Annotated in this window: 26 protein-coding genes and 1 other RNA gene; 18 read left to right on the forward strand and 9 right to left on the reverse strand. The window is 62.1% G+C overall.

The annotated features are described in order from the left end of the window. The first annotated feature begins 6 nt into the window (after window positions 1-6). Window positions 7-615: a DNA-3-methyladenine glycosylase I gene (locus C6W91_RS13385; protein ID WP_274835747.1), complete on the forward strand. Its 609-nt coding sequence runs from the start codon at window positions 7-9 to the stop codon at window positions 613-615. Here the strand turns inward: C6W91_RS13385 and C6W91_RS13390 are convergent. Continuing rightward, the gene (locus tag C6W91_RS13390; protein WP_274835746.1) at window positions 612-1,304 is read right to left on the reverse strand and encodes a metal-dependent hydrolase; all 693 of its coding nucleotides are present in this window, start codon (window positions 1,302-1,304) and stop codon (window positions 612-614) included. The two genes, C6W91_RS13385 and C6W91_RS13390, sit on opposite strands and share 4 nt — an antisense overlap. A 187-nt stretch (window positions 1,305-1,491) precedes the next feature. Here C6W91_RS13390 and C6W91_RS13395 point away from each other — a divergent pair, with 187 nt between their 5' ends. From C6W91_RS13395 to C6W91_RS13430, 8 genes are all read left to right on the forward strand, one after another. Continuing rightward, window positions 1,492-2,124 carry a Spy/CpxP family protein refolding chaperone gene (locus C6W91_RS13395; protein WP_274835745.1) on the forward strand — a complete coding sequence of 211 codons (633 nt, stop codon included), beginning with the start codon at window positions 1,492-1,494 and terminating at the stop codon, window positions 2,122-2,124. 122 nt (window positions 2,125-2,246) lie between these two features. Continuing rightward, window positions 2,247-2,534: an Asp-tRNA(Asn)/Glu-tRNA(Gln) amidotransferase subunit GatC gene (gene gatC, locus C6W91_RS13400; protein ID WP_274828335.1), complete on the forward strand. Its 288-nt coding sequence runs from the start codon at window positions 2,247-2,249 to the stop codon at window positions 2,532-2,534. Window positions 2,535-2,537: 3 nt separating this feature from the next. Then, window positions 2,538-4,025: an Asp-tRNA(Asn)/Glu-tRNA(Gln) amidotransferase subunit GatA gene (gene gatA / locus C6W91_RS13405; protein WP_274838625.1), complete on the forward strand. Its 1,488-nt coding sequence runs from the start codon at window positions 2,538-2,540 to the stop codon at window positions 4,023-4,025. A 51-nt stretch (window positions 4,026-4,076) separates the two neighbouring features. Beyond that, window positions 4,077-4,853 (forward strand): hypothetical protein, encoded by a 777-nt coding sequence (locus C6W91_RS13410; protein ID WP_274838626.1) that lies wholly within the window; start codon window positions 4,077-4,079, stop codon window positions 4,851-4,853. Then, window positions 4,853-5,569 carry an N-acetylmuramoyl-L-alanine amidase gene (locus tag C6W91_RS13415; RefSeq protein ID WP_274838627.1) on the forward strand — a complete coding sequence of 239 codons (717 nt, stop codon included), beginning with the start codon at window positions 4,853-4,855 and terminating at the stop codon, window positions 5,567-5,569. Before C6W91_RS13410 ends, C6W91_RS13415 begins: the two co-directional genes overlap by 1 nt. Before the next feature lie 60 nt (window positions 5,570-5,629). Continuing rightward, an RNA gene (rnpB, locus tag C6W91_RS13420) (RNase P RNA component class A) lies at window positions 5,630-6,043 on the forward strand. Between the two features lie 109 nt (window positions 6,044-6,152). Further along, window positions 6,153-6,320, forward strand: coding sequence for a 50S ribosomal protein L33 (rpmG, locus tag C6W91_RS13425; RefSeq protein ID WP_065270785.1), 168 nt, complete (start codon window positions 6,153-6,155; stop codon window positions 6,318-6,320). A 233-nt stretch (window positions 6,321-6,553) separates the two neighbouring features. Continuing rightward, the gene (locus tag C6W91_RS13430; protein ID WP_065270784.1) at window positions 6,554-6,967 is read left to right on the forward strand and encodes a hypothetical protein; all 414 of its coding nucleotides are present in this window, start codon (window positions 6,554-6,556) and stop codon (window positions 6,965-6,967) included. Between the two features lie 40 nt (window positions 6,968-7,007). Here C6W91_RS13430 and C6W91_RS13435 read toward each other — a convergent pair whose 3' ends face one another. The 3 genes from C6W91_RS13435 to C6W91_RS13445 form a co-directional block, all read right to left on the reverse strand. After that, window positions 7,008-7,481, reverse strand: a complete 474-nt coding sequence (locus C6W91_RS13435) for a GNAT family N-acetyltransferase (RefSeq protein WP_065270783.1) — start codon at window positions 7,479-7,481, stop codon at window positions 7,008-7,010. Window positions 7,482-7,598: 117 nt separating this feature from the next. Then, window positions 7,599-8,375 (reverse strand): Bax inhibitor-1/YccA family protein, encoded by a 777-nt coding sequence (locus C6W91_RS13440; protein WP_065270782.1) that lies wholly within the window; start codon window positions 8,373-8,375, stop codon window positions 7,599-7,601. A gap of 205 nt (window positions 8,376-8,580) precedes the next feature. Continuing rightward, the gene (locus C6W91_RS13445; RefSeq protein WP_065270781.1) at window positions 8,581-8,790 is read right to left on the reverse strand and encodes a DUF1127 domain-containing protein; all 210 of its coding nucleotides are present in this window, start codon (window positions 8,788-8,790) and stop codon (window positions 8,581-8,583) included. 124 nt (window positions 8,791-8,914) lie between these two features. Here C6W91_RS13445 and C6W91_RS13450 point away from each other — a divergent pair, with 124 nt between their 5' ends. Next, window positions 8,915-9,796 carry a LysR family transcriptional regulator gene (locus C6W91_RS13450; protein ID WP_065270780.1) on the forward strand — a complete coding sequence of 294 codons (882 nt, stop codon included), beginning with the start codon at window positions 8,915-8,917 and terminating at the stop codon, window positions 9,794-9,796. A 96-nt stretch (window positions 9,797-9,892) separates the two neighbouring features. Here C6W91_RS13450 and C6W91_RS13455 read toward each other — a convergent pair whose 3' ends face one another. Then, the gene (locus C6W91_RS13455; RefSeq protein WP_274838628.1) at window positions 9,893-10,849 is read right to left on the reverse strand and encodes an NADPH:quinone oxidoreductase family protein; all 957 of its coding nucleotides are present in this window, start codon (window positions 10,847-10,849) and stop codon (window positions 9,893-9,895) included. A 351-nt stretch (window positions 10,850-11,200) separates the two neighbouring features. On the opposite strand from C6W91_RS13455, the gene C6W91_RS13460 reads away from it, so the two are divergent. From C6W91_RS13460 to C6W91_RS13470, 3 genes are all read left to right on the forward strand, one after another. Continuing rightward, window positions 11,201-11,581, forward strand: coding sequence for a helix-turn-helix domain-containing protein (locus tag C6W91_RS13460; protein WP_065270778.1), 381 nt, complete (start codon window positions 11,201-11,203; stop codon window positions 11,579-11,581). A 65-nt stretch (window positions 11,582-11,646) separates the two neighbouring features. After that, on the forward strand, window positions 11,647-12,438 hold the full coding sequence (gene hisN, locus C6W91_RS13465; RefSeq protein ID WP_274838629.1) for a histidinol-phosphatase: 792 nt from the start codon (window positions 11,647-11,649) through the stop codon (window positions 12,436-12,438). A 136-nt stretch (window positions 12,439-12,574) separates the two neighbouring features. Then, the gene (locus C6W91_RS13470) at window positions 12,575-13,915 is read left to right on the forward strand and encodes an 8-oxoguanine deaminase (RefSeq protein ID WP_370570927.1); all 1,341 of its coding nucleotides are present in this window, start codon (window positions 12,575-12,577) and stop codon (window positions 13,913-13,915) included. Between the two features lie 26 nt (window positions 13,916-13,941). Here C6W91_RS13470 and guaD read toward each other — a convergent pair whose 3' ends face one another. Further along, complete coding sequence (guaD, locus tag C6W91_RS13475; protein WP_274838631.1) at window positions 13,942-15,228, reverse strand: guanine deaminase; 1,287 nt, start codon at window positions 15,226-15,228, stop codon at window positions 13,942-13,944. A 135-nt stretch (window positions 15,229-15,363) separates the two neighbouring features. On the opposite strand from guaD, the gene mgtE reads away from it, so the two are divergent. The 4 genes from mgtE (at window position 15,364) to C6W91_RS13495 (ending at window position 20,224) form a co-directional block, all read left to right on the forward strand. After that, a complete protein-coding gene (gene mgtE / locus C6W91_RS13480) occupies window positions 15,364-16,752 on the forward strand; it encodes a magnesium transporter (RefSeq protein WP_065270774.1) in 1,389 nt (462 codons plus the stop codon). Between the two features lie 28 nt (window positions 16,753-16,780). Then, a complete protein-coding gene (locus tag C6W91_RS13485) occupies window positions 16,781-17,344 on the forward strand; it encodes a 5-formyltetrahydrofolate cyclo-ligase (RefSeq protein ID WP_370570928.1) in 564 nt (187 codons plus the stop codon). A gap of 106 nt (window positions 17,345-17,450) precedes the next feature. Then, a complete protein-coding gene (locus C6W91_RS13490; protein ID WP_274835734.1) occupies window positions 17,451-18,266 on the forward strand; it encodes a TIGR00282 family metallophosphoesterase in 816 nt (271 codons plus the stop codon). 179 nt (window positions 18,267-18,445) lie between these two features. Further along, window positions 18,446-20,224: an SLC13 family permease gene (locus C6W91_RS13495; protein ID WP_370570929.1), complete on the forward strand. Its 1,779-nt coding sequence runs from the start codon at window positions 18,446-18,448 to the stop codon at window positions 20,222-20,224. Between the two features lie 7 nt (window positions 20,225-20,231). Here C6W91_RS13495 and C6W91_RS13500 read toward each other — a convergent pair whose 3' ends face one another. After that, a complete protein-coding gene (locus tag C6W91_RS13500; protein ID WP_370570930.1) occupies window positions 20,232-22,007 on the reverse strand; it encodes an SLC13 family permease in 1,776 nt (591 codons plus the stop codon). A gap of 250 nt (window positions 22,008-22,257) precedes the next feature. Between C6W91_RS13500 and C6W91_RS13505 the strand changes: the two genes are divergently transcribed. Beyond that, a complete protein-coding gene (locus C6W91_RS13505) occupies window positions 22,258-22,998 on the forward strand; it encodes a YebC/PmpR family DNA-binding transcriptional regulator (protein WP_065270771.1) in 741 nt (246 codons plus the stop codon). 85 nt (window positions 22,999-23,083) lie between these two features. Here C6W91_RS13505 and C6W91_RS13510 read toward each other — a convergent pair whose 3' ends face one another. Both C6W91_RS13510 and C6W91_RS13515 read right to left on the reverse strand, forming a co-directional pair. Beyond that, window positions 23,084-24,115 (reverse strand): DUF1036 domain-containing protein, encoded by a 1,032-nt coding sequence (locus tag C6W91_RS13510; RefSeq protein ID WP_274838633.1) that lies wholly within the window; start codon window positions 24,113-24,115, stop codon window positions 23,084-23,086. 119 nt (window positions 24,116-24,234) lie between these two features. After that, a complete protein-coding gene (locus C6W91_RS13515; protein ID WP_274838634.1) occupies window positions 24,235-25,083 on the reverse strand; it encodes a hypothetical protein in 849 nt (282 codons plus the stop codon). Window positions 25,084-25,089 lie beyond the last annotated feature (6 nt).

Here is a 25,089-nt window from a genome sequence, read left to right on the forward strand (position 1 = left end):
AAGGCGATGTCCGCGATTATCGTTGGGGAAGATGGGCTGGCCCGCTGCGGCTGGAGCGCCAGCGCACCGGAATTTGATGCCTATCATGATGCGGACTGGGGTTATCCGGTTGGCGACGATATCCGGTTGTTCGAAAAGATCTGTCTTGAAAGCTTCCAGTCCGGCCTCAGCTGGCGCACCATTCTGGCCAAGCGCGAGAATTTTCGCGCCGCTTTCGCGGGCTTTGATTGGAATGTCATCGCCACATACACCGATGCGGATGTGGAGCGCCTGTTGCAGGATGCCGGGATCATCCGCCACCGAGGCAAGATCGAAGCCGTGATCAACAATGCGAAACGCGCGCAGGAGCTGGTAGAAGAAGCCGGATCGCTCGCCGCGTTTTTCTGGAGCTTTGAGCCGGATCCGCAGAGCCTGCCCGAGCCGCAGACGCAATCGACCAGCCCGGACTCCGTGGCGCTGTCAAAGGCGCTGAAGAAACGTGGCTGGAAGTTTGTCGGCCCCACCACCGTCTTTGCCTTCATGCAGGCGATGGGGCTGATCAATGACCACGCGCTGGGCTGCTGCTGCAGAGAAAAGGCCGCCCGCGCGCGGGCGGCGTTTACAAAGCCGGTTTAGACCTCAAGCGCTGTCATCACCTCAGGTTCGATCACTTCGACCCCGGGCAGGCCTGCGCTCAGATCCTCTGCGGATTGCTCCAGCAGGGGGAAAGTCTTGTAGTGGCAGGGGATTACCGTCTTGAAGTCGAAGTAGCGCTTGGCCGCATAGGCCGCCTGCTTCATGTCCATGGTGAAGTGACCGCCAGCGCAGAGAATGCCGATATCGGGTTTGAAGTAATCCCCGATCCAATCCATGTCCGCCATGATCGCGGTGTCGCCGGAAATATAGATCGTCTTGCCCTCGGCCTGCAGCACATAGCCGACTTCCGACCCGCCGGTGCGCGGGCCTTCGGGGGTGGCAAAGGTCGAGCTGTGCGAAGCAGGCACCATCGACAGTTTCGGCCCGCCCAGATCGACGGTTCCACCCTTGTTGAAGCCGACGGTTTCGACCCCTTCGGTTTCACCCCAGAAGCCCATGATGTCATATTGGCCAACCACGGGAATGTTCAGTTTTTTCGCGAGCGGCAGCACATCGACCACATGGTCGAAATGCACGTGGGTCAGGATGATATGGGTGGCGCCTTCAATGGCGGCATCATGCTGGTCCTCGGGCAGGCTGGGGTTACCGGTCAGCCAAGGGTCCAACAGCAGCACTTTTCCTTCGGTTTCAAAACGGAAACTGCCGTGGCCCAGCCAGATGATCTTCATGGTGTCTCTCCCAATTCATTGATTTGTCTGCTCTCACCCTAGCACGCCGAATGCCTGTTTCCATCGGTTTGCTGTCCTGCAGGCCCGGTCAGGGCCCCGGTCCACAGTGTTTCGCAGCAAACTTGTGCTCTAGCGGTGAATGTGCCCTCATGGGCGTCAGAACATGATGGGAGGCAGTGCTGTGACAATGATCGGGTCGAAGGCCACCGTTCTTCTGAGCCTGCTGGCACTTGCGCCGATATCCGCTGCGCCCGGCCATGCCGAGGGCGCGGGAGGGCACCAGGGACACCAGCAGCATCAGGGTGATGAGGCGCAACCCTATGCCGGGCAGCAAAGTCGGCGAATCAAGAGCCTTTCGGATGCGGACATCGCTGAGCTGCGCGCGGGCAAGGGCTGGGGCTTTGCCCTTCCGGCGGAACTGAACGGCTGGCCTGGCCCTGCGCATCTTCTGGAACTGGCGCCGCAGATCGGGCTGAGCGAGACGCAGATCGGGCAGGTGCGCCAGATCCATCGCGAAATGGCCACCGAGGCGCAGCAGGCCGCCGAGGTCTTCATTGCCGCCGAAGAACGTCTTGATCAGGCCTTTGCCTCAGGCAACCCCGACGCCGATGAGTTGCGGCGCCTGGTCTCCGAAGCAGGCGCGGCGCGGGCGGATCTGCGGTATGTCCACCTGTCCCGGCATTTGCAGACGGTGCAGTTTCTTTCGGGCGAACAGATTGCCGCCTATAATCGCTTGCGCGGCTACGCGGCTGATCCTTGCGACGCGGTGCCGGAGGGGCATGATCCCGCGATGTGGCAGATGCACAATAACTGCGAATGAGCGCTCCTGCGCTCCCCAGCCTGTGGCTGGGGAGGGATTAGACACCCGTTTTCGGTGCAGACCCGCTTGCGGCGCGGACGGTGCGGCGGTAAACGCGTCTGTAACACGAGATGAGGGTTTCCATGTCGATTGACCAAAGCACTGCCGCCAAAGTGGCCAAACTGGCCCGGATCAAGGTCGAAGAGGACGCGCTGCCTGCGCTGGCAGACGAGTTCAACACCATCCTTGGGTTCATCGAACAGTTGAACGAAGTGGATGTGGACGGGGTCGAGCCGATGACCTCGGTCACGCCGCAGCGTCTGAAGCGGCGCGAGGATGTGGTGAACGATGGCAATCAGCAGGACAAGATCCTGGCCAATGCCCCCGACGCCCGCGAGGGCTTCTTTGCGGTCCCCAAGGTGGTGGAGTAAGACATGAGCGATCTGAACAAACTGGGCCTGGCCGAGGCCCGCGATGCCCTGCGCAAAGGCGACACCACCTCTGTCGAGCTGACCGAAGCCTGCCTGAAGGCCATCGAAGGCGCCGATGCGCTGAACGCATTCGTGCACAAGACGCCCGAGATCGCGCTGGAGCGCGCAAAGGCAGCCGATGCCCGCATCAAGGAAGGCGATGCGCCTGCCATGTGCGGCCTGCCGGTCGGGATCAAGGATCTGTTCTGCACCAAGGGCGTGGACAGCCAGGCGGCCTCCAACATCCTGAAAGGCTTCAAGCCCGAGTATGAGTCGACCGTTTCGCAGAAACTGGTGGATGCGGGTTCCGTGATGCTGGGTAAGCTGAACATGGACGAATTCGCCATGGGCTCGTCCAACGAAACCTCTGCCTATGGCGATGTGGTCAGCCCCTGGCGGCGTGACGGCAGCGATGCCAAGCTGACACCGGGTGGCTCCTCGGGCGGCTCTGCGGCTGCCGTGGCGGCAGACCTGTGCCTTGCGGCCACCGGCACCGACACCGGCGGCTCGATCCGTCAGCCTGCGGCCTTTACCGGCACCGTCGGCATCAAACCCACCTACGGGCGTTGCTCGCGCTGGGGCATCGTGGCCTTTGCCTCCTCGCTGGATCAGGCCGGGCCGATGACCAAATCGGTGCGCGATGCGGCGATCATGCTGGAAGCCATGGCCGGGCACGACCCGAAAGACAGCACCAGCGCCGATCTGGCGGTGCCGGATTTCGAGGCGATGCTGACCGGCGACATCAAGGGCAAGAAGATCGGTATCCCGAAAGAGTACCGCATGGACGGCATGCCTGCCGAGATCGAAAATCTCTGGGCCGATGGCACTGCCATGCTGAAGGACGCGGGCGCCGAGATCGTCGACATCTCGCTGCCGCACACCAAATACGCGCTGCCTGCCTATTACGTGATCGCCCCGGCCGAAGCCTCGTCGAACCTGGCACGCTACGACGGGGTGCGCTACGGCCACCGCGCCACGCTGGAGGCTGGCGATGGCATCACCGAGATGTACGAAAAGACCCGCGCCGAAGGCTTTGGCCACGAGGTGCAGCGCCGCGTGATGGTCGGCACCTATGTGCTGTCGGCAGGCTTCTATGATGCCTATTACAACCGCGCCCGCCGCGTTCGCACCCTGATCAAGAAGGACTTCGAAGATGTCTTTGCCGCAGGCGTGGACGCGATCCTGACACCGGCGACGCCCTCTGCTGCTTTTGGGCTGGGTGAAATGACCGATGCGGATCCGGTACAGATGTACCTCAATGACGTCTTTACCGTCACTGTGAACCTTGCGGGCCTGCCGGGCATCTCTGTGCCTGCGGGTGTCGATGCACAGGGTCTGCCGCTGGGCCTGCAGCTGATCGGCCGCCCCTGGGAAGAGGGCGATCTGCTGAACACCGCCTATGCGCTGGAGCAGGCCGCCGGGTTTGTGGCAAAGCCGGGGAAATGGTGGTAAAACCGGCTCAAACAAGAGCATGAACCATACGACCATAAACAGGTGATCCCGATGCGCGTCTTCGTCTCCCTCGCCGCCGCTGGCAGTCTTCTGGCCCTTGCAGCTTGCAGCCCGCCAGTGCCGGACAGCGCGGCCGGGGTGGGCGTGGACGGCGATCCCTTCGCCGCCCGTCCGGCGCAGGGCACCACGATCAACGGCGATCCACTGATCCCCTCGCCTCAGGTTGTCGGCGCGCCCCTGGCGATGCCGACAGATCAGAGCGGAGCCACCTCGGTCGCTGCGGCTGGAGCCTCGGTTGGCACTGGCAGCAATGCCGATATCGCTCGCGAAACGGCAGCAGCCCTGAGTGCGGCGCGGGCCAACTCTGGTCAGGCGCCGCTTGAAGCAAGCCCGGACAACCCTGCGCCGCAGATTGTCGGTGGCAACCCGCGTCTGTCGGACGAAAACAGCTTTGATGCGGTGTCGTCGCGCCAGACCATCGAAAGCGATGCCGAGCGTCTGAAACGGCAGCGCGCCCAGTATCAGGTAGTGGAGCCGACGGCGCTGCCCACGGTCTCTGCGGGCAACCGGGATCCAAATATCGTGCAATACGCGCTCAGCACTTCCAACCCGCCGGGCAACCGCATCTTCAGCCGCACGGGTATCAACCTCAAGGCCCGCTCGTCGCGTAATTGCGCAGGCTATGCTTCGCCCGAGCTGGCCCAAGTGGCGTTTCTTGAGGCGGGCGGCCCCAAACGCGACCGCTACGCGCTGGACCCGGATGGGGATGGCTATGCCTGCGGCTGGGACCCGTCCCCCTATCGTCTGGTCCTGCGCGAAGACTCCTGATGTCCGGAACTGACAGGGCAGGGGATGAGGCCGGGGCGATCTGGCATCCCAGCCCCAATTTCGGTCCGCGTCGTGACGGTCTGACGCCGGCTTTCGTGGTTCTGCACTACACAGCAATGGAGACGGCTGAGGCTGCCCTGCAGCGGCTGTGTGATCCTGCGGCCGAGGTGTCGGCCCATTACCTGATCGGACAGGATGGCACCCTCTGGCAGATGGTCGAGGAGGCGCAGCGCGCCTGGCACGCTGGTGCGGGCGAATGGTGCGGGCTGGAGGATCTCAATTCCCGGTCCATCGGGATCGAGCTGGACAATCGCGGCGATCACCCGTTCTCCGAACCGCAGATGGCGCGGCTGGCGCAACTGCTGGGCGATATCCTGCGCCGCTGGGAGATCGCGCCCGAGGCGGTGATCGGCCATTCGGACATGGCGCCGGGCCGCAAATGCGATCCGGGTGCCCGGTTCGACTGGGCGCGGCTGGCCCGTCAGGGGCTCGCCCGGCAGGTAGCGCAAGCGGAGGCGGCAGGGCAGAGCCTGATGGAGTCAGAGAGCGCCGATATGGCGCGTTTCCGCGCCTATGCCCGCGACATCGGATATACCGCCCCGGTGGAGGATGAGACGCTGCTGGCAGCTGTGCGGCTGCGCTATCGTCCCCAGGCCCGCGGGGCGCTTTGTGCGGAGGATTTCGCGCCGCTGGGCCAGGCAGACCTCTGGGTCTGAATGAGACCGGCTGCAACCACCCTTGACCTGTCAGCCCCCAGGGCCTAGGTGCAGCCCTGCGCAGAAGGCTGGACGGCCGCGCTGGGGGCTCGCCCTCCGCGAGGAAAGTCCGGACTCCCTAAAGCAACGGTGCCGGGTAACGCCCGGGCAGGGCAACCTGACGGATAGCGCCACAGAAATGAAACCGCCGTGCCCCCGGCAACGGATCAGGGCGCGGTAAGGGTGAAACGGTGGGGTAAGAGCCCACCGCGCCCCTGGCAACAGGGGCGGCACGGCAAGCCCCACCGGGAGCAACGCCAAATAGGGCCCCCGCGCGGGTAGGTCCCGGCAACGGGATACCGCCGCTAGGCATGCTTTAGCCAAGAGGGGCCGGGTTGGCAGCTAGAGGTACGCAGTAATGCGTATCGCAGATGAATGGCCGTCCATGAGGCGCAAGTCTCGGGACAGAATCCGGCTTACAGGCCTTCTGCGCAAAATATCCCCCCGAATCCTATTGACTTGGGGGGCAGTGCAGGTAAAAGCGCACGCTCATATAGGAATTTACCGAGAGGCCCCCTGCCTTTTCGGACGCAGGAGAAGCACCATGGCGAAGCCGACGACCATCAAGATCCGCCTGAACTCGACCGCGGGCACGGGCCACTTCTACGTGACCAAGAAAAACGCACGCACCATGACCGAAAAAATGGTCATCCGGAAATACGATCCGGTTGCGCGCAAGCACGTCGAGTACAAAGAAGGCAAAATCAAGTAAGCCCATCCGGCATACAGGATTTTCAAAAAGGGTCACGCCCCGCGCGTGGCCCTTTTTCGTGTTTGGAGCCGGGTTTTCGGCGGTCGTTGCAGGCGCAGGGCAGGTGAGAGCTTGTTCGAATTTGAAAAAATTACCCGATAGTTTAGCCGCCTGTACGAAAGGATAGTTCCCCTTTTCGCCTCATTTCGGTCGTAACTTGTTTACGTGGGTAAATGAGACAAGTGGGTGATAGTATGTTCAGGCGTATCTTGTTCAGCGTGGTTTTTGCCGTGGCCGTGGCGCCCTCTCCGGAGGCGACGATTGCGGGCGTGGTGCCGGTTCCGGCGCCGGTGATGGCCGGGCCGCTGTCCCTGACCGCTGGTCGAACTCAGCAGCCTGCGACAGCGCCGCGCTCGGGCAGCCAGACCCTGCGGGTCGAGGTGCAGGGCCGGGCCTTGTCGCTCTCCGTTGTACGGGCGGGCTCGACCGGGCTCGCGGTGCTCAGCGCCCCTGCGCATAGCGTGATTGGTAACCTGCCTGACATGACACCTGCGGATTTCCAGACCATTGCGGCGCGCGAAAGCGGCTGCAGCGTCTCGGGCGAGGTTCAGGTGCTCGGCAGCGACCGGGGCACGGTTGCCCTTGCCACCGGTCTAAGCTGCTCCTGAGCCGCCTCTCAGCTGGTCTGGGGGCTTGTGGAGATGAGCCTCAGGCGCGCCATTCCGCGACGGTCGTAACCGGCTGCAATCCCATGCTGCTCATCAACCCGGCAGAGGCGGTGTCAAAGACGGCAAAGCTTGTGGTCAACGTGTCGATGCCAAGTGTCTGACAGCGGGATTTCACTTCTGTCACCAGTGCCTGACCAACTCCCAGACGGCGGAATGGCGGATCCACGGCAATATGATGCAACTGGATCCGTTTGCCGCCGCGCATCACTGGCAGGTGAGGCTGGTCTTCGATCTCATAGATAGCATAGCCCATCAGGGCGCCTGCGGGGCTTTGCGCGGCGATTGCCTGTATCCCGTCCTTTTCCATCCAGTCTGACAGCCAGTCTGCAATGTCACTGTCGGCCGGGGCAGACGGGTAGCGGAGCGGTTGTTCTTCCGCGTGCTGTGCATGGAGGTCCCGCAGCAAGGGAACAATACGCCCTGCGTCGCGGGCAGTGATATCGGTAATCTTCATCTTCTAAATCCTGTGGTCAGTTCAAAAGGCCCAGCCCAAAAAGAAAAGGCTGGGCATAAAGAAAGGGCGGATCGCTGTGATCCGCCCCTTGCTGAAGTCTTGGTATGGCCGGTGGCGTTATTCGCGGTTCCCAAGCAGCTGAAGCAGCATCATGAAGAGGTTGATGAAGTCCAGATACAGGCTGAGGGCGCCCATGATCGCGGCTTTGCCCAGCCATTCCTGATCGCCGGATTCGGCCATCTGCAGGTAGGTGTTCTTGATGTTCTGGGTGTCATAGGCGGTGAGGCCTGCAAAGATCAGAACGCCGATCACCGAGATGGCAAAGGCCATGGCGGAGGACGCCAGGAAGATGTTCACCACCGAAGCCACGATCAGGCCGATCAGCCCCATGATCAGGAAGGTGCCCATTGCGGAAAGGTCTTTCTTGGTGGTGTAACCCACCAGGGAAAGGCCCGCGAATGCGATGGCGGTGATCAGGAATACCTGAACGATCGATTCACCGGTGAAAACCAGGAAGATCGAGCTGATCGACAGGCCCATGACGGCTGCGAAGGTGTAGAACACCAGCTGCGCGGCCGAGGCCGACAGGCGGTTGATGGCGGCGCCAAAGCCGAACACGAAGGCGAGTGGCGCGAACATGATCACCCACTTCAACGGCGACGCGTAGATCGCATAGCCGAGGCTGGTCAGGTATTTGTCGGCGCTCAGCTGTGCAGAGGCGGCCGACGGATCGGTTGTCACCGCGAGGCCCGCGATGGCCCAGGCGGCCAGAAAGGTGATGAACGTGCCCACGGACATGGTGCCGTAGACTTTGTTCATATGGGCGCGTAGGCCCGCATCGATCTCGGCAGTGCGTGCGCCTGCTGTAGAACGAATGGTGTCAAACTGTGCCATGTATCATGGTCTCCGTTTTCAAAAAGTCTCCCCAGTTGCGCGGAACAGCCAGTTCAACGGCCATGCACAACATTCCCGTCAAATATCGGGTCAAAGCCCATACGGTTCAAGTCTGCGATGAAAAGATTTGCCGCAAAAACATGAAAAGGCGCACCATTACAGCGGGTGCGCCTTCAGTCGTCATTTGTCATCTGTGAGGTCTCTGTCAGCGCGTCCAGGAATCCGGTGCGTCCCAGAATGGGCGGCGGGCCTCTTCCTTGGCGGCGTCGCGGCTGATGCCGATGTCTGCCAGCGCCTCAGCGTCCAGTTTTGCCAGCGCGCGCCGCTGGCGGGTCAGAGCGAATGCGCCTTTGATGCGATCCGCGAGGCTGCGGCGGGGTTTCGGGCTGACCGAGGTGGTGGAGATATAGGTCATGGCTCTTGTCCTTTTTTTCGTTCGTGATGGTATCGTGGGCCTTTATCAATTCTGTTGATGTATATGGGGGAGTGTGATTAATATTGGAAACGAATGTTTTTGATATCTTCCATCAGAGGTCGTGATGATTAGAAATTTGGACCTGACGACGCTGCGCTCATTTGTGGCAGTGGCAGACAACGGCGGCGTGACACGCGCAGCAGGTTTTTTGCATCTCACTCAATCGGCGGTTTCGATGCAGTTGAAACGGCTGGAGGAGTTGCTGGGGCTTGAACTGCTGGACCGGTCGGGGCGCTCCATTGCCCTGACCCCATCGGGGGAACAGCTGCTCGGTTATGCTCGCCGCATGGTCGCGCTCAATGACGAGGTGATCACCCGGCTGACCGATCAGGCTTTTGAAGGTGAGGTTGTTCTGGGGGTGCCGCATGACGTGGTCTATCCGGTCATCCCGCGCGTACTACAGCGGTTCAACACCAGCTTTCCCCGCGTCAGCGTCAATCTGGTGACCTCGAATACCCGCGATCTGAAGGCCGGCTTCGCCAAAGGGGCCTATGACCTGATCCTGACAACCGAAGGAACTGCGGGCGAGGGTGGCGAGCCCATCCACGAAATGCCGCTACGCTGGATCGGCGCGGTGAACGGCTCCGCCTGGCGGCAGCAACCGCTGCGTCTTGGCTTTTGCCGCAACTGTATTTTCCGGGCCTCTGCAACCGCAGCACTGGATGAGGTTGGGATCGAGTGGGATATGGCGGTGGACAGCGAATCCGACCGCACGGTGGAGGCCACGGTGAGCGCGGACCTTGCCATTGGTGTTCTGCTGGAGGGCACCCAACCTGCGCATCAGGAGGTTATCGAACACGGCGGCGTGCTGCCTGCCTTGCCGGTGCAGCAGATCAACCTCTATGGCGCGGACCGGGTGCGGGCCGAGTATGTTGGCGATCTGGCCAATATCATTCGGCAGGGGTTTGCCGCTCTGCGTCCGGCGCAGTTGCGCGCGGCGGGCTGATCAAAGGGGCTGAGGGAGTAAACGGCTCTCGAAAAGGGATGTGATCGCCATGGCCCTATAACCGTGCGATGGTGATTTCCCGGTTCTATTTACCTTTCACGGGGTAATAACGACCTTCCCGGTCGAGGCCCGGCTGCGCAGCAGCTCCATTCCTTCCGCGACCTGCGACAGTGGCAGGACGTGGCTGATATGCGGTTTGATCCGGCCTGCCGCGTGCCAGTCGAACAGGGTCGCAAAGGCCTGCTGAATGACCTCTGGCCGGGCTTTCATGTAGCCGCCGATATAAAAGCCGATCACGGTCAGGTTCTTGACCAGAAGATGATTGGCCGGGATCTGGGGCACTTCGCCGCTGGCAAACCCGATCGGTAGCAGCCGCCCGCAGGGGTTAGTCGCCCTAAAGGCAGCTTTCCACACCGGGCCCCCGACCGCATCATAGACAACATCGGCGCCGCCCAGGTCCTTGACGATGCTGCGCAGATCCTCGCTGTCGTCGATCAGGTGATCCGCGCCAGCGGCCCGGGCCACTTCCAGTTTGTCGGCGCCGCGCGCATGGGCGATAACGCGGGCGCCCATCAGCTTGCCAATCTCCACTGCGGTCAGCCCAACGCCTCCGGCAGCGCCGGTGACAAGCAGGGTTTCGCCCGGTTGCAACCGGGCGCAGTGATCCAGCGCCACCAGGCTGGTGCCATAGGCGATCTGCAGCGCGGCGGCGTGTTCAAAACTCATGCTGTCCGGAATGCGGACCGCGCGGCTGGCGTCAAACACACCTTCTTCAGCCAAGCCACCTTGACCGCAGAAGACTGCAACCCGGTCACCGATCTTGAACTCTGTTACCGTTTCTCCCAGTGCGGTTACCGTGCCAGAGACCTCCAAGCCCGGTACGAAGGGCAGGGTGGGGGTGTCCTGATAAGTGCCCTTTTGCATCAGCAGATCCGCGAAATTCAGCCCGCAGGCGGCGATCCTGACAGCGATCTGGCCTGCAGCCGGAGCCGGGCAGGCAATTTCGATCAGTTCCGGGGCGGCGTCGAAGGCGGTGACCTGATAAGCCTGCATGATGTCCTCTTGGTTTTGCCGCGCGAAAGGTGATTCGTTGCGTGACTGTTTGACAACAGACGCCGCAAATTCACCTCGCTATTTATGGGGAGGCATTATTTCACATGTTGTTGGTCGCATTAGCATGACAAAATGATGCATGAAATCATGTATTTGGATATCTTCAACCGCGACTGACCTTTGTCGCACTTGAATTCAACCGTGGAGGTCGTAAGCTCAGCTGAGGGGTTGAGCCTCTGTCGCGGTTTTAGAAGGTCCGGTAACGCGGGCCAGTGTTGATATCCTGACGGATTTAGCAATCATCGCGGCTACTTGGGCGCGAACCACTTTGGTATAACTAGGAGATAGCACATGGCTCATCCTGTAGATGTGCATGTCGGCAAACGGATCCGTCACCGTCGCTGGCTAATTGGTATGACACAGCAGCAACTGGCCGAGAAAGTCGGCATCAAGTTCCAGCAAATTCAGAAATATGAAACCGGTGCCAACCGGGTCAGCGCCTCCCGCCTTTGGGATATTTCTGACGCGATGGACGTCCCGGTCAGTTTCTTTTTCGATGGTCTACAGGAAGAGGATAAGGCCCCTGCCGACAAGGCAGACAAGGCGTCGGTGCCCGAGGATCTGATGGGCGATAAAGAGGCCCTGGATCTGGTGCGTTCCTATTACGCGATCCCCGAGAACCAGCGCAGGCGATTGTTCGAGCTGGCCCGTGTGCTCAGCGACGCAGCCTGAAAGTGAAAAGACCCTTCGGGGTCTTTTTTCTTGAATAGCGTGCGGCCAGATGGCACCGCCATCGCATGACACAGAATCCTGATTCCGATTTGGACGTTGCGCAGAAGATGGCCGATGCGGCCGGCGCAGCGATCCTGCCGTATTTCCGTAGCGCCACTCTTGGAGCGGACAACAAGCTGGAGGACGGGTTCGATCCGGTCACCGTCGCTGATCGCGATGCGGAACTGGCGATGCGGGCGGTGCTGGCGCAGTTGCGCCCTGATGATGGTATCCTGGGCGAGGAATTCGCTCCCGTCGAAGGCAGCTCTGGCCGGACCTGGGTTCTGGATCCTATCGATGGCACCCGCGGTTTCATAAGCGGCACGCCGACCTGGGGGGTGCTGATCGCCATGTCCGAGGCAGACGGCCCCGTGCTGGGCGTGATCGATCAGCCCTACACCGGCGAACGCTTTATCGGCGCGGCCGGGCTGGCGCAGATGACCGGGCCACAGGGCGCACGCGATCTGGCGACCCGCAACGGCACGGCGCTGGATCAGGCGATCCTTTTCACCACCTTCCCCGAAGTCGGCACCCCTGAAGAACGTGCTGGGTTCGAACGTGTCTCCGGAAAGGTCCGGCTGACGCGCTATGGCATGGACTGCTACGCCTATGCACTGCTGGCGGCGGGGCAGATCGATCTGGTGATCGAGGCGGGCCTCAACGCCTATGACGTGCAGGCCCCGATCGCAGTGATCCAGGCTGCAGGCGGTGTCGTAACTGATTGGGAGGGCGGCCCGGCCCATGAAGGCGGCCGGGTGCTTGCCGCCGCCAATGCCGAGTTGCACGCGGCGGCGCTGGCCCTATTGAAAAACAGCTGATCAGGTCCCGTCCGGGGCTTGAGCGCGGCCATGGCAGTGCTGTATAGCACCGCCACGGCCCGAGTCCTTTACCCGTATTCTGTCGGGCCAGTTCACACTTCCAAAACCGAAACGGGTGACAAAGGAGTGTGAACCGATGCAGGAAATCCTGATTCAAAATGCGACCACCGTCATCACCATGGATGATGCGGGCCGCGTATTGCACGATGCAGATGTTCTGATCCGGGGCGGTCAGATTGCCGAGGTGGGACAGGGGCTGCGCACGACAGGGCAGATCGTATCTGGCCGGGGCTGCGTGGTGACGCCGGGCCTCGTCAATACGCATCACCATCTTTATCAGAACCTCACGCGCGCAGTGCCCGGGGCGCAGGACGCGCTGCTGTTTGGCTGGTTGCAACGGCTCTATCCGATCTGGGCGCGCTTTGGTCCGGAGGAGATGTTCGTCTCTGCCCAGCTGGGGCTGGTGGAACTGGCTCTCTCCGGCTGTACGCTCAGCTCTGACCATCTGTACCTTTATCCCAACGGCGCGCGGCTGGAGGATACCATCCATGCCGCCCGCGAGGTCGGTTTGCGGTCTCACCCGACACGCGGCGCCATGAGCATCGGGGAAAGCGACGGGGGATTGCCGCCGGATAGCCTAGTCGAGCAAGAGACGGCCATTCTTGAAGATATGATCCGCGTGGTTGATGGCTTTCACGACGCCTCTGAGGGCTCTATGTGCCGGGTGGGGCTTGCGCCCTGTTCGCCGTTTTCCGTCAGCCGCGACCTGATGCGGGATGCGGCGTTGCTGGCGCGTGACAAGGGCGTGATGCTGCATACCCATCTGGCCGAAAATGATGAGGATATCGCCTATTCCGAGGCGCAGTTCGGCTGTCGGCCCGGGCAATATGCCGAGGAACTGGGCTGGACCGGCGATGACGTCTGGCACGCCCATTGCGTCAAGCTGGACGCGCAGGAGATCGATCTGTTTGCGCGCACCCGGACCGGCGTGGCGCATTGCCCCTGTTCCAATTGCCGCCTTGGCAGCGGTATCGCACCGGTACGGGCGATGCGCGATGCCGGGGTGCCGGTGGGGCTGGGCGTTGATGGCTCGGCCAGCAACGATATCGCCAACTTGATCGGCGAGGCGAGGCAGGCCATGCTGCTACAGCGGGTTGCGCAGGGCGCTGATGCCATGAGCGCCTATGAGGCGCTGGAAATCGCCACCCGTGGCGGCGCTGATATTCTGGGTCGTCCCGATTGCGGTCGGCTCAGCCCCGGCAAACGCGCCGACGTGGCAGTCTGGGATGTGACCGGCGTTGCCTCCAGCGGCAGCTGGGACCCGGCGGCCTTGCTGCTGGCCGGGCCGACACAGGTCAAACACCTGTTCGTGGAAGGGCGTCAGATCATCTCTGGCGGAGAGGTCACCAGCCTTGATCTGCCGCGGCTGATCGAACGCCATGGTCAGCTGGCCCGCGCCTTGGCCGAGAAGGCGTAACGGAGGGTTTCTGGCGGGGCGGGCCGTCAGACCTGCCGCCCGCCGATCCACACTTCGGACACGGCCCGGTCATCACCCATCATGATGGTGGCAAAGGTGGCCTCCCAGATGTCATCGGCGCGGGCGGCGCGCTGGGCGATGGCGGGGGAGGAGGCGAGATCGAGCACCACAAGATCGGCCTCCATGCCCAGGGCGACATTGCCAATCTTGTCTTCAAGCCGCAGCGCCGTGGCCGAGCCTTGCGTTGCCAGCCACAACAGCTGGGCCGCGTGCAGGGGCGTGCCGCGCAGCTGGCCGATCTCATAGGCTGCCGCCATGGTGCGCAGCATGGAAAAGCTGGATCCGCCGCCGGTGTCGGTGGCAAGGCCGATCCGCTGCCCTTCGGCCATCAGTCCGGCCATATCGAACAGCCCGGACCCGATGAAGGTGTTCGACGTGGGGCAATGCACCAGCGCGGCGCCATGTTCGCGCAGCCGGTCACGTTCGCGCGGTTCCAGATGGATGGCATGCCCATAAAGGCCACGTGCGCCCAACAGGCCAAAGGCCTCGTAGGTGTCCAGATAATCACGGGCATCCGGGAACAGATCCTTGACCCAGGCGATCTCATCCGTCTGTTCACTCAGATGGGTTTGCATCAGGCAGCTGGGGTTGGCGGCCCAGAGGGCGCCGATGGCCTCTAGTTGTTCAGGGGTAGAGGTGGGGGAGAACCGCGGCGTGATCGCATAATCCAGCCGGTCGATCCCGTGCCAGCGCGCGATCAGCGCCGCACTGTCGTCATAGGCAGACTGAACCGTATCCTGCAGCCCTTCTGGGGCGTTGCGGTCCATACAGGTTTTACCCGCCACAACCCGTTGCCCGCGCGCCTGCGCCGCCGTGAAGAAGGCATCGACGCTTTCGGGGTGAATGGTGCAATAGCTGCAGACCGTGGTGGTGCCATGGGCAGCGGTCAGGTCCAGATAGCGGGCTGAGATCTCATCGGCATAGGCACGATCACCAAAGCGCATCTCCTCGGGGAAGGTATAGCTGTTCAGCCAGTCGATCAGCCGCTTGCCCCAGCTGGCAATAATGGCGGTCTGGGGATAGTGCACATGCGCATCGACGAAGCCGGCAAGAATCAGCTTCTCCCCATGATCATGCAACGCGGCTGCGGGAAACCTCTGGCGCAGATCGTCAAAGCTGCCGACGGCGGCAACCTTCCCATCCTGCACTGCCACTGCCTCGCTCAGCCTTGCCGCTTCCTGCGGTGCCTCGGTGGCAAAGGGGGAGCCTTGAAAGGACAGGACCTGTCCCCGCAGGATGTGGGCGTTGCTCATGATGTGCTGTCCTTTCGTGCGAATTCACCGCATGCAGGATACGCGCGGCGCGCGCGGCGGTAAATTGTGTCATTGTCATTGTTTTCCGGTAGCAGCTTCTTCTATTCATGGGACAAGCATCGGAAGGGGCAGCGTATGAGCACAGGCGACGAGACCATCGGGACCGACAAGGGCCAGGACGACGCCTATATGCTGGATCGCCGCCGCGTGGCGCAGATCCTTTATGCTGTGGATACCAACGACAAGGCCGAGCTGGCGAACCTGATGGAGCCGCTGCACGCGGCCGACATCGCCGACCTTCTGGAGCAGGTGAACGCCTATGACCGGGCCCGGCTGATCCGGCTTTATGACCGCGAATTCGACGGCGAAATCCTGTCAGAACTGGACGAGGCGATCCGCGAGGAAGTGATCGCGATCCTCAACCCGCAGGTTTTGGCTGAAGCAGTCCGGGATCTGGACAGCGACGATGTGGTCGACCTGCTGGAGGACCTTGAGGAGCCGCAGCAGGAAGCCATTCTCGACGCGCTGGAGGATTCCGACCGGGTCGCGATCGAGCAATCGCTGAGCTACCCGGAAAACTCCGCCGGCCGCCTGATGCAGCGCGAAGTGGTGATGGCGCCGGAACACTGGACGGTGGGGCAGGCGATTGATTTCATGCGCGAAAGGTCGGACCTTCCAGCGCAGTTCTATCACGTGGTCATGGTCAGTCCGCGCCTGCATCCGGTGGGCAATGTCACCCTTGGCCGGATCATGTCGGCCCGACGCGAGGTACCGCTTACCGATCTCAGGGAAGAAACCTTCCAGGTCATTCCCGCCGATCAGGACGAGGAAGACGTGGCCTATGCCTTTAACCAGTATCACCTGATTTCGGCCCCGGTGGTCGATGACGAGGGGCGTCTTGTGGGTGTCATCACCATCGACGATGCCATGGCGGTTCTGGATGAAGAGCACGAAGAAGACATCCTTCGCCTGGCCGGTGTCGGCGAAGGCAGCCTGTCGGACCGGGTGATTGACACCACCAAGCGGCGGTTCCCCTGGCTGGCGGTCAACCTGGTAACGGCGGTGCTGGCGTCGATGGTGATTTCAATGTTCGAAGATACCATCGCCCGGTTCGTGGCCCTCGCCGTGCTGATGCCCATCGTGGCCTCGATGGGCGGCAATGCCGGCACCCAGTCGCTGACGGTGGCGGTGCGTGCGCTGGCCACACGCGACCTGACAGGATCAAACGTCTGGCGGGTGATCCGGCGTGAGGTTCTGGTGGGGCTGGTCAACGGTCTGATCTTTGCCGTTGTGATGGGCTGTGTCGGGCTGTTGTGGTTCGGCTCGCCGCAGCTTGGCGCGGTGATTGGCGTCGCGATGGTCATCAATCTGGTCGTGGCAGGCCTCGCCGGGACCGTGGTGCCGGTTATGCTGGAAAAAATGAATGTGGACCCGGCACTTGCCTCGGGGGCTTTTGTGACGACGGTGACCGATATCGTTGGGTTCTTTGCCTTCCTCGGTCTGGCTGGGCTGGTTCTTCTCTAGGCATTCAATCCCGGCAAAGGAGGGAGCAATGGCGGATCTGGCAGCGATCAAGGCACAAGCGCGCAAGGCGGCCTTTGCCCGGCGCAAAGAGTCCTTCGACATGGGAAAACCCGGTGCCGCCGGGCATCTGTCCGAGGTGCTGGCCGGGTATCGCGGTGTTCCACTGTCCGGATACATGCCGATCCGAACCGAGATTGATCCGCTGCCTGCCATGGCCGAAGCCGCAGCCCATGGAGCCGTCGGCGTACCGGTGATCGAAGGCGCAGGTCTGCCCTTGCGATTCAGTCGCTGGCAGCCCGATGCGCCGCTGCGCGAAGGACCATTTGGCGCGATGGTACCTGCGGTGGATGACTTCTTTGAACCCGAGATCCTGATTGTGCCGCTGGTGGCCTTTGATCTGTCCGGCGGGCGGCTTGGCTATGGTGGCGGCTTTTACGACCGAACCCTGGAGCTCTTGCGCAGCAAGCGGGCGACGCTGGCCATCGGCTTTGCCTTTGACGCGCAGGAGGCGGAAGATCTGCCGCTGGAGCCGACCGATCAGCCGCTTGACATGATCGTGACCGAAAGCCGTATCATCCAGTTTTCCCGATAGGGAAGGGGCTTAGGTCGCATGTGGCTCGCGGTATTTGAGGCGAAAAACGCCACATAGGGCGCGTCGGGGGCTTGTTCCCCGTCGCAGCGCCGCCTAGGACTGAGCCATGAGAATTCTGTTTCTAGGCGATGTGATGGGCCGCGCGGGGCGCCGTGCCATCACCGAAAACCTGCCGCGACTGCGCAAGGAGTGGCGGTTGGATTTTGTTGTGGTCAACGGCGAGAACGCGTCGAATGGCATGGGGCTCAGCGGCGATCACGCCAAGCTTCTGCTTGACGCCGGGGCTGATTGTCTGACCCTTGGCGATCATGCCTTCGACCAAAAGGACATGATGCAGTTCATCGAAAAGGAACCGCGCATCATCCGGCCACTGAATTTCGCAAAAGGCGCACCGGGGCGGGGATATCGCCTGTTCGACGCGCCCGGCGGGCGCAAGGTGCTGGTAACGCAGGCGCTGGGTCAGGTGTTCATGAAGCGGGCCTATGACGATCCCTTTGGCGCCGTCGAAGGCGTGCTGAAGGCGCATCCGCGCGGCGGGCTGGCGCAGGCGGTGATCGTCGACATGCATTGCGAGGCGACCTCGGAAAAGATGGCGATGGGGCATTTCTGCAATGGCCGGGCCTCGCTGGTGGTCGGCACCCACACTCATGTCCCCACCGCTGATGCGCAACTCCTGTCCGAAGGCACCGGTTATCTGACCGATGCGGGCATGTGCGGCGACTACAATTCCGTCATCGGCATGGACAAGGCCGAACCGATGCGCCGGTTCCTGACTGGCATGCCCAAAAGCCGCTTCACCCCGGCGGAAGGGGAGGCGACCCTGTCGGGTGTCTTTATCGTAACAGACGACCGCACCGGCGCGGCCAAGGAAATCCACATGGTCCGGGACGGTGGTCTGCTGCAAGGCGCGGCACCGGTCTGATCCACTGACCTGTCGCTCCGGCCACCAAATGCGCATTGAAATCATCGTGAGATGCCAAATGCTTGTGGGCGGGGTGCAGAAGTGCTTGCTCCGCAATTTAGGATCGGGGACACTCTGCGCCGGTCTGGCATAATGGGCGGGACCGCAGCATCGCAAACCAGGTAGGATATTTGCCGCACATGCATGTCTTTCAAGTCGCTCAGAACGGCAGCGCCCTGATCACCCTTCTGATCGTCGCACTGATGTTTCTGGCCTTTCTGAAGGAAACCTACCCGACCGAGGTGGTGGCCCTCGCTGGGGTGTCTCTGATGCTGATCACCGGCGTTCTGCCTTATGATGCGGCGCTGCCGGTGCTGTCCAACCCGGCGCCGTGGACGATTGCGGCGATGTTCATCATCATGGGGGCATTGGTGCGCACCGGGGCGCTGGATGCCTTTACCGCGATTGCCCGCAAACAGGCCGAGGTTAGCCCCAGGCTGGCCGTCGCCATGTTGATGGCCTTCGTCGTGGGCGCTTCGGCGATTGTCTCCAACACGCCGGTGGTGGTGGTGATGATCCCGGTGTTCATCCAGATCTCCCGCACGCTGGATGTTTCGGCCTCCAAGATGCTGATCCCGCTTAGTTATGCGGCGATCCTGGGCGGCACGCTGACGCTGATCGGCACCTCGACGAACCTGCTGGTGGACGGTGTGGCCCGGGCGCAGGGTATGGAGGCTTTCAGTATCTTCGAGGTCACGCCGCTGGGGATCATTCTGGTGATCTGGGGCATGATTTATCTCCGTTTCATCGCGCCGCGGCTGCTGCCGGACCGGGACAATCTGGCCAACCTGCTGAGTGATCGGTCAAAGATGAAATTCTTCACCGAGGCGGTCATTCCCCCCGAAAGCAACCTGATCGGCCGCGAGGTTTCTGGGGTTCAGCTGTTTAAACGTCCCGGCGTGCGCCTGATCGACGTCATCCGCGGCGATGTCTCGCTGCGCCGGAACCTCAAAGGCGTCGAGCTGCAGGTCGGAGATCGGGTGGTGCTGCGCACCCAGATGACCGAACTTCTGAGCCTGCAAAGCAATAAAGAGCTGAAGCGTGTCGATCAGGTGTCCGCGGTGGAGACCAAGACTGTCGAGGTTCTGATCACCCCCGGCTGCCGTCTGGTCGGGCGCTCGCTGGGGGCCATGCGTCTGCGTCGCCGCTATGGTGTTTATGTGCTGGCGGTGCACCGGCGCAATCAGAACATCGGTGTGCAGCTCGACGATCTGGTGGTACGGGTCGGCGATACCCTGCTGCTGGAAGGCGCTCCAGCGGATATTCAGCGTCTGGCGGCGGATACGGATATGGCCGATGTCTCTCAGCCGACGCAGCGGGCCTATCGCCGCAGCCACGCACCCCTTGCGATTGCGGCGCTTCTAGGAATCGTGCTGCTGGCCGCGCTGGGTGTTGCACCGATCCTGCTGCTGTCGGTTGTCGCGGTTGCGCTGGTGCTGGTCAGCCGCTGCATCGACGCGGATGAGGCGTTTTCCTTTGTCGACGGGCGGCTATTGGCGCTGATTTTCTCGATGCTGGCGATTGGCGCCGCGCTGGAAAGCTCGGGCGCAGTTGCGCTGATCGTCAATGCCATTGCGCCGGGCCTGTCGGGCCTGCCGCCCTTCCTGCTGGTCTGGGCGGTCTATCTGCTGACGTCGGTACTGACCGAGCTGGTGTCGAACAATGCGGTGGCGGTGGTGGTGACCCCCATCGCCATCGGGCTTGCCCAGGCGATGGGGCTGGATCCGCGTCCGCTGGTTGTTGCGGTGATGGTGGCAGCCTCGGCGTCCTTTGCGACACCCATCGGCTATCAGACCAATATGCTGGTATATGGTCCCGGCGGCTACAAGTTCACCGACTTCCTGCGCGTCGGCATTCCGTTGAACCTGAGCATCGGCTTGTTGGCCTCAGCCCTTATCCCGCTGTTCTGGCCGCTGTAAGGCGCGGTCACATCGGCCAGAAGAACAGGATGGCCGGGATCGAAACCGCGATCACCAGGATTTCCAGCGGCAGGCCCATGCGCCAGTAATCGCCGAATTGATAGCCACCGGGACCCAGCACCAGCGTGTTGTTCTTGTGTCCGATGGGGGTCAGGAAGGCCGCAGAGGCCGCCACGGCGACCGCCATCAGGAACGGGTCCGGGGAGACATTCAGCGCCGTTGCCATCTGGATGCCCACCGGGGCCGCGACAATCGCCGTGGCCGTGTTGTTCAGCACATCTGACAGCGTCATTGTGACCACCATCAGTACGGTCAGGATCGCCCAGGCAGGCAGACCTTCGGTCAGACCGATCAGACCGTTGGCGATCAGCTGCGTGCCGCCGGAACTGTCCAGCGCGGCGCCGAGTGGGATCATCGAGCCCAGAAGGACGACCACGGGCCATTCCACATGGTCGTAGATCTCCGCCACCGGCAGGATCTTGGTCAGCACATAGGCAATCGCCACGAGGCCCAGGGCCACCGGCAGGTAGACAAGGCCCACCGAGGCCGCCGCCACCGCCGCAGCAAACAGGCCGATGGCCATCCAGGTCTTGTCATTGGCGGTGACGGACAACCCCCGCGCCGCCAGCGGCAAGCAGCCAAGCCAATCAGTCACATCCGCGCTGCGGTCGCGCGGGCAGAGCAGCAACAGGATATCGCCCGGTTCGATGGTGATCTGGCGGATGTGGCTGGTCAGACGCCGCCCTTGCCGGGAAATACCCAGCAGAACCGTGCTTTGGCGCCATGCAAGGCCGACGGCCTGGGCGCTGCGCCCGTTGACCCGCGCGGTTTCCGGCACCACCACCTCGACCAGCTCCAGACCTTCGCCCGCGGCGGTCAGTTTTTCCTGCCGCGCGGCATCGGCAAAGTCGAGCGACAGCGCGGTGCGGAATTCGTCCAGCGCCTCGGGCGTGGCTTCGATCACCAGCGTGTCGGCGGCCCGCAGGCTGTATGCCGCGGCACGACCATAAAGCCGTTTGCCGTCCCGGATCAGACCCAGGATCGCGACGTCCGCCTTTTCCGCCTCGCTGTCCAGCTCTCCCAGGCGCTTGTCGATCAGGGGGGACTCTTCGGGCACCGTCAATTCGGCGATGTAATCGGCGATTTGCGCCTCTGACGCGCCGGCGGCGTTCTTGCGCTGCGGGATAAGGCGCCAGCCGATCAAGGCCACGAAGGCGAGACCGGCAACCGAGGCAACGAGGCCGACCGGGGCAAAGTCGAACATCTGGAAGGGTTCGCCAAGGGCTTCATGGCGGATCGAGGCGATAATGATATTGGGCGGGGTGCCGATCAGCGTGACCATACCGCCAAGGATCGTCGCAAAACTCAGCGGCATCAGGCTCAGCCCCGGCGCGCGGCCCGCCTTGCGCGCGGTCTGGATATCCACCGGCATCAACAGGGCGAGCGCAGCTACATTGTTCATGAAGGCCGACAGGACCGCGCCGATCCCGCCCATCAAGCTGATATGCAGGCCCAGGGCGCGGCTGCTGTCGACCAGCGTGCGGGTGATCAGGAACACCGCGCCAGACCGCACCAACCCGGCCGAGACGATCAGCACCAGTGCCACCACCAGCGTCGCGGGATGGCCGAAACCGGCAAAGGCATCCTTGGCCGGGACGACGCCGATCACCACCGCCACCATCAGCGCTGAAAAGGCCACCAGATCATAGCGGTAGCGCCCCCAGAGCAGCATCCCGAAGACCGCTGCGAAGATGGTGAAAAGAATGCCTTGGTCAAATGTCATTGCTGCCTGTCCCTGGTTAAATCCGGCATGAAGCCCTGCAAACGCCGGGACAGTCATTCCGGTAATGGGGGCAGTGTCGCGCAAAGCCGCAGCCGATGCCAGTACTGGCCTGAAAGCCGGACGGATTTGTGTGCCTGAAGCTTTGAGGCGTGCTGCTGAGGTGGCTTTGGCACCAATCTCTTGCGGCCCGCGATGCAGGGCTGTATCAAACGCCCCGACAAGATCAATCGGTAGAAATGGAGGCTGGCGCATGGCAGGCCACTCAAAATGGGCGAATATTCAGCACCGCAAGGGTCGTCAGGACGCCGCGCGTTCAAAGCTTTTTTCCAAGCTGGCCAAGGAAATCACCGTGGCCGCGAAGATGGGCGACCCGGATCCTGAAAAGAACCCGCGCCTGCGTCTTGCGGTGAAAGAGGCCAAGAGCCAATCGGTCCCCAAGGACGTGATCGAACGCGCGATCAAAAAGGCGATCGGCGGCGATGCGGAAAACTATGACGAGATCCGCTATGAAGGCTACGGGCCGAACGGCGTTGCGGTGATCGTCGAGGCGATGACCGACAACAAGAACCGGACCGCTTCGACGGTGCGCTCGACCTTTACCAAGAACGGCGGCAACCTTGGCGAGACCGGCTCGGTCGGCTTCATGTTCGACCGCAAGGGTGAGGTGACCTATCCCGCTTCGGTTGGCGATGCGGACACCGTGATGATGGCTGCCATCGAAGCGGGCGCCGAGGATGTCGAAAGCTCGGAAGACGGCCATATCATCTATTGCGCCGACACCGATCTCAACGATGTGTCCAACGCGCTCGAAGCGGAACTGGGCGAGTCTGAATCGACCAAGCTGATCTGGAAGCCGACCACCACCACCGAGCTGGACCTGGAAGGCATGCAGAAGCTGATGAAGCTGGTCGATGCGCTGGAAGATGACGACGACGTGCAGCGTGTCACCACCAACTTCGAAGCCTCGGACGAGGTCATGGCGCAGCTGTAACGCGGCATCATACGCTTCGCAGTAGAATAAAAAGGCCCGCCAATCTGGCGGGCCTTTTGCGTTTAAGTTCCTTTGGGCCGAAAGGTCAGTCCAGCTTGCGGTAGCTCAGGAAATTACCGCCGGGCAGATACATCAGCGTCATTTCGAAATCGGACATGCTGTCGATGGCATAGCAGTAGCTCTCGCCGGTCTCTTCTTCGCGCGCGTAAAGGTAGGGGCCTGCGCCCTGAAAACTGTCGCACCAGTTTGACACGGAAATATAGTCGCGTCCGGTGATGGCACCGTCATATGTGTTGTCGCGCTCAGACCCCAGAATGTTGAACTGGGAATTGGGATCATCGACCGAGTACCAACTGCCTTGCATCCGGTTCAGGATTGAATCCGCGTTGGTCCAGGGACGAATGGTGATATCGCGCAGCACAACATCCGCGCTGCGGTCGTAAATGGCTTCCAGATCGCCCTGAACCTCGATGGGCGTGCCGGGGTCCAGTTTCTCCATGATGGCAAAAACGAACTGCGGCGTGCGCCCGTCATCGGAGACGTAGAACTTGGTGCCGTCGGCATGAAAGCTGCAGGTGCGGGCGCCCTCATAGGTGCAGTCCTGCAGGTTGGCCATGTTGGAATAGGGCTCGCCATAGGTGCCCGCCGGGGCGGGGCCTGTGGCTGGAGCAGGTGCCGGTGGCGGAGGGGCGGGCTTCGGTGTGGTTTCGCTCTTGCTGGTGGAATTGTCCACCAGAGTCAGGGTGAACTGTTTCGCGGTCTTGCCGGTGTCCAGTTTGCGGAAGCCGGTGCTCTCATATCCCCGTGCGGCACACTCGGAATCTCCCGATATTGTGAAGGCCTGTGAGGTGGTGCAGAAGGTGAAATCACCGCTGGCAAAGGCCGAACCCGAAGAATTGGCACGGTAGTAATAGTAGCGATTCTTCAGATCCCCGCCGAGCGGCGTCTTGCAATCGCCCGCATCGATGTTCCACCATCCCTTGGATACCCAGGTGTCGCCATCGGCGTATCCGATCGCCACGCTGAGGCTGCGCCCGGCATCGTTGCAGATTTCAAGGCCTGCAAAGGCAGGAGCGGCAGAGAAGGCGAGGCATAAACCGGCAGTGACAAAGCGCATAACATATCCTGAATTTGAACGATTTCAGGCTAGGCACGGGGAATGCATCGCGCAAGAAAAACCGGCCTGTAACGTGTCAGCACCGTAAAAGGCACCGCAATTGTGGCGTTTTGAGCTTTTCAGTCGGCCCCGGCGGTGATCACGCCCGCGGCGCGCAGTTCCGCGTGCTCCGGTATCCAAAGGTCGGAGTTGGCCACCTCAAAGACCCTCTGCACAAACCCTTCGCTGATGCCCTGCTGCAGGAAAAAGGACAGGTCCTTCTCCTGCTCTTTCTTCAGGTCCAGTTGCGGCAGCCCACCTTCGAACATCAGTGCATAGCCGTGAAATCCGAGCTGTCCCTTGGGGGCGAGGAGGCGCTCCTGCCCAGCGGCAAAGATCACTGTGCAGGCCGAGGCACAGAGGTCGGCAGCCTGGGTATCAAGGCCACGGGTCCGGATCAGCTTGGCCACGCCGCGCGCCTCGTAGATCAGCCCGCCGGGGCCGGTCAGATGCAGGGAGCGGACCTCTGGTGCCGCGTCCAGCGTGGCTGTAATGCGCCGGGTCAGCCCGTGGGTGATCTCGCCGGTAAAGATCAGGGTGCGGCCATCATCGGACAGGGTCAGACTATAGAGCTGCTGGCGCGCCTGTTCCTGCTGCTGGGCATAGGGCAGGGTTTCCACCTGTCCGGCAGTCAGCAGGGCGCCCCACCACTGCGTCAGTGTTGCAAATCCTGCAAACAATAGAACGAGATAGCTGCCCCAGACCGGCGCCATCGATCCGGTGCTGCGGATGTGCCCGTCCGTGCTGCGCAGCAAATCGCGGCTTTGCCAGGCCAGCAGCACCCCATCTGCCGCGATCAGCGCCCAGGCCAGTGACACGGGCAGCCAGAAGAAATGATTGAGGGCCAGCCAGACCAGCAGAACCCCGGCCCGTGGCAGAACCACGTGCAGGCCAAGGCTGCGCCGCAGAGAGGCTGGCCCGGGTGTCACACCGGG

This window comes from Phaeobacter sp. SYSU ZJ3003 (genome assembly GCF_041300735.1).
Classification (GTDB): Bacteria; Pseudomonadota; Alphaproteobacteria; order Rhodobacterales; family Rhodobacteraceae; genus Phycobacter; species Phycobacter gallaeciensis_A.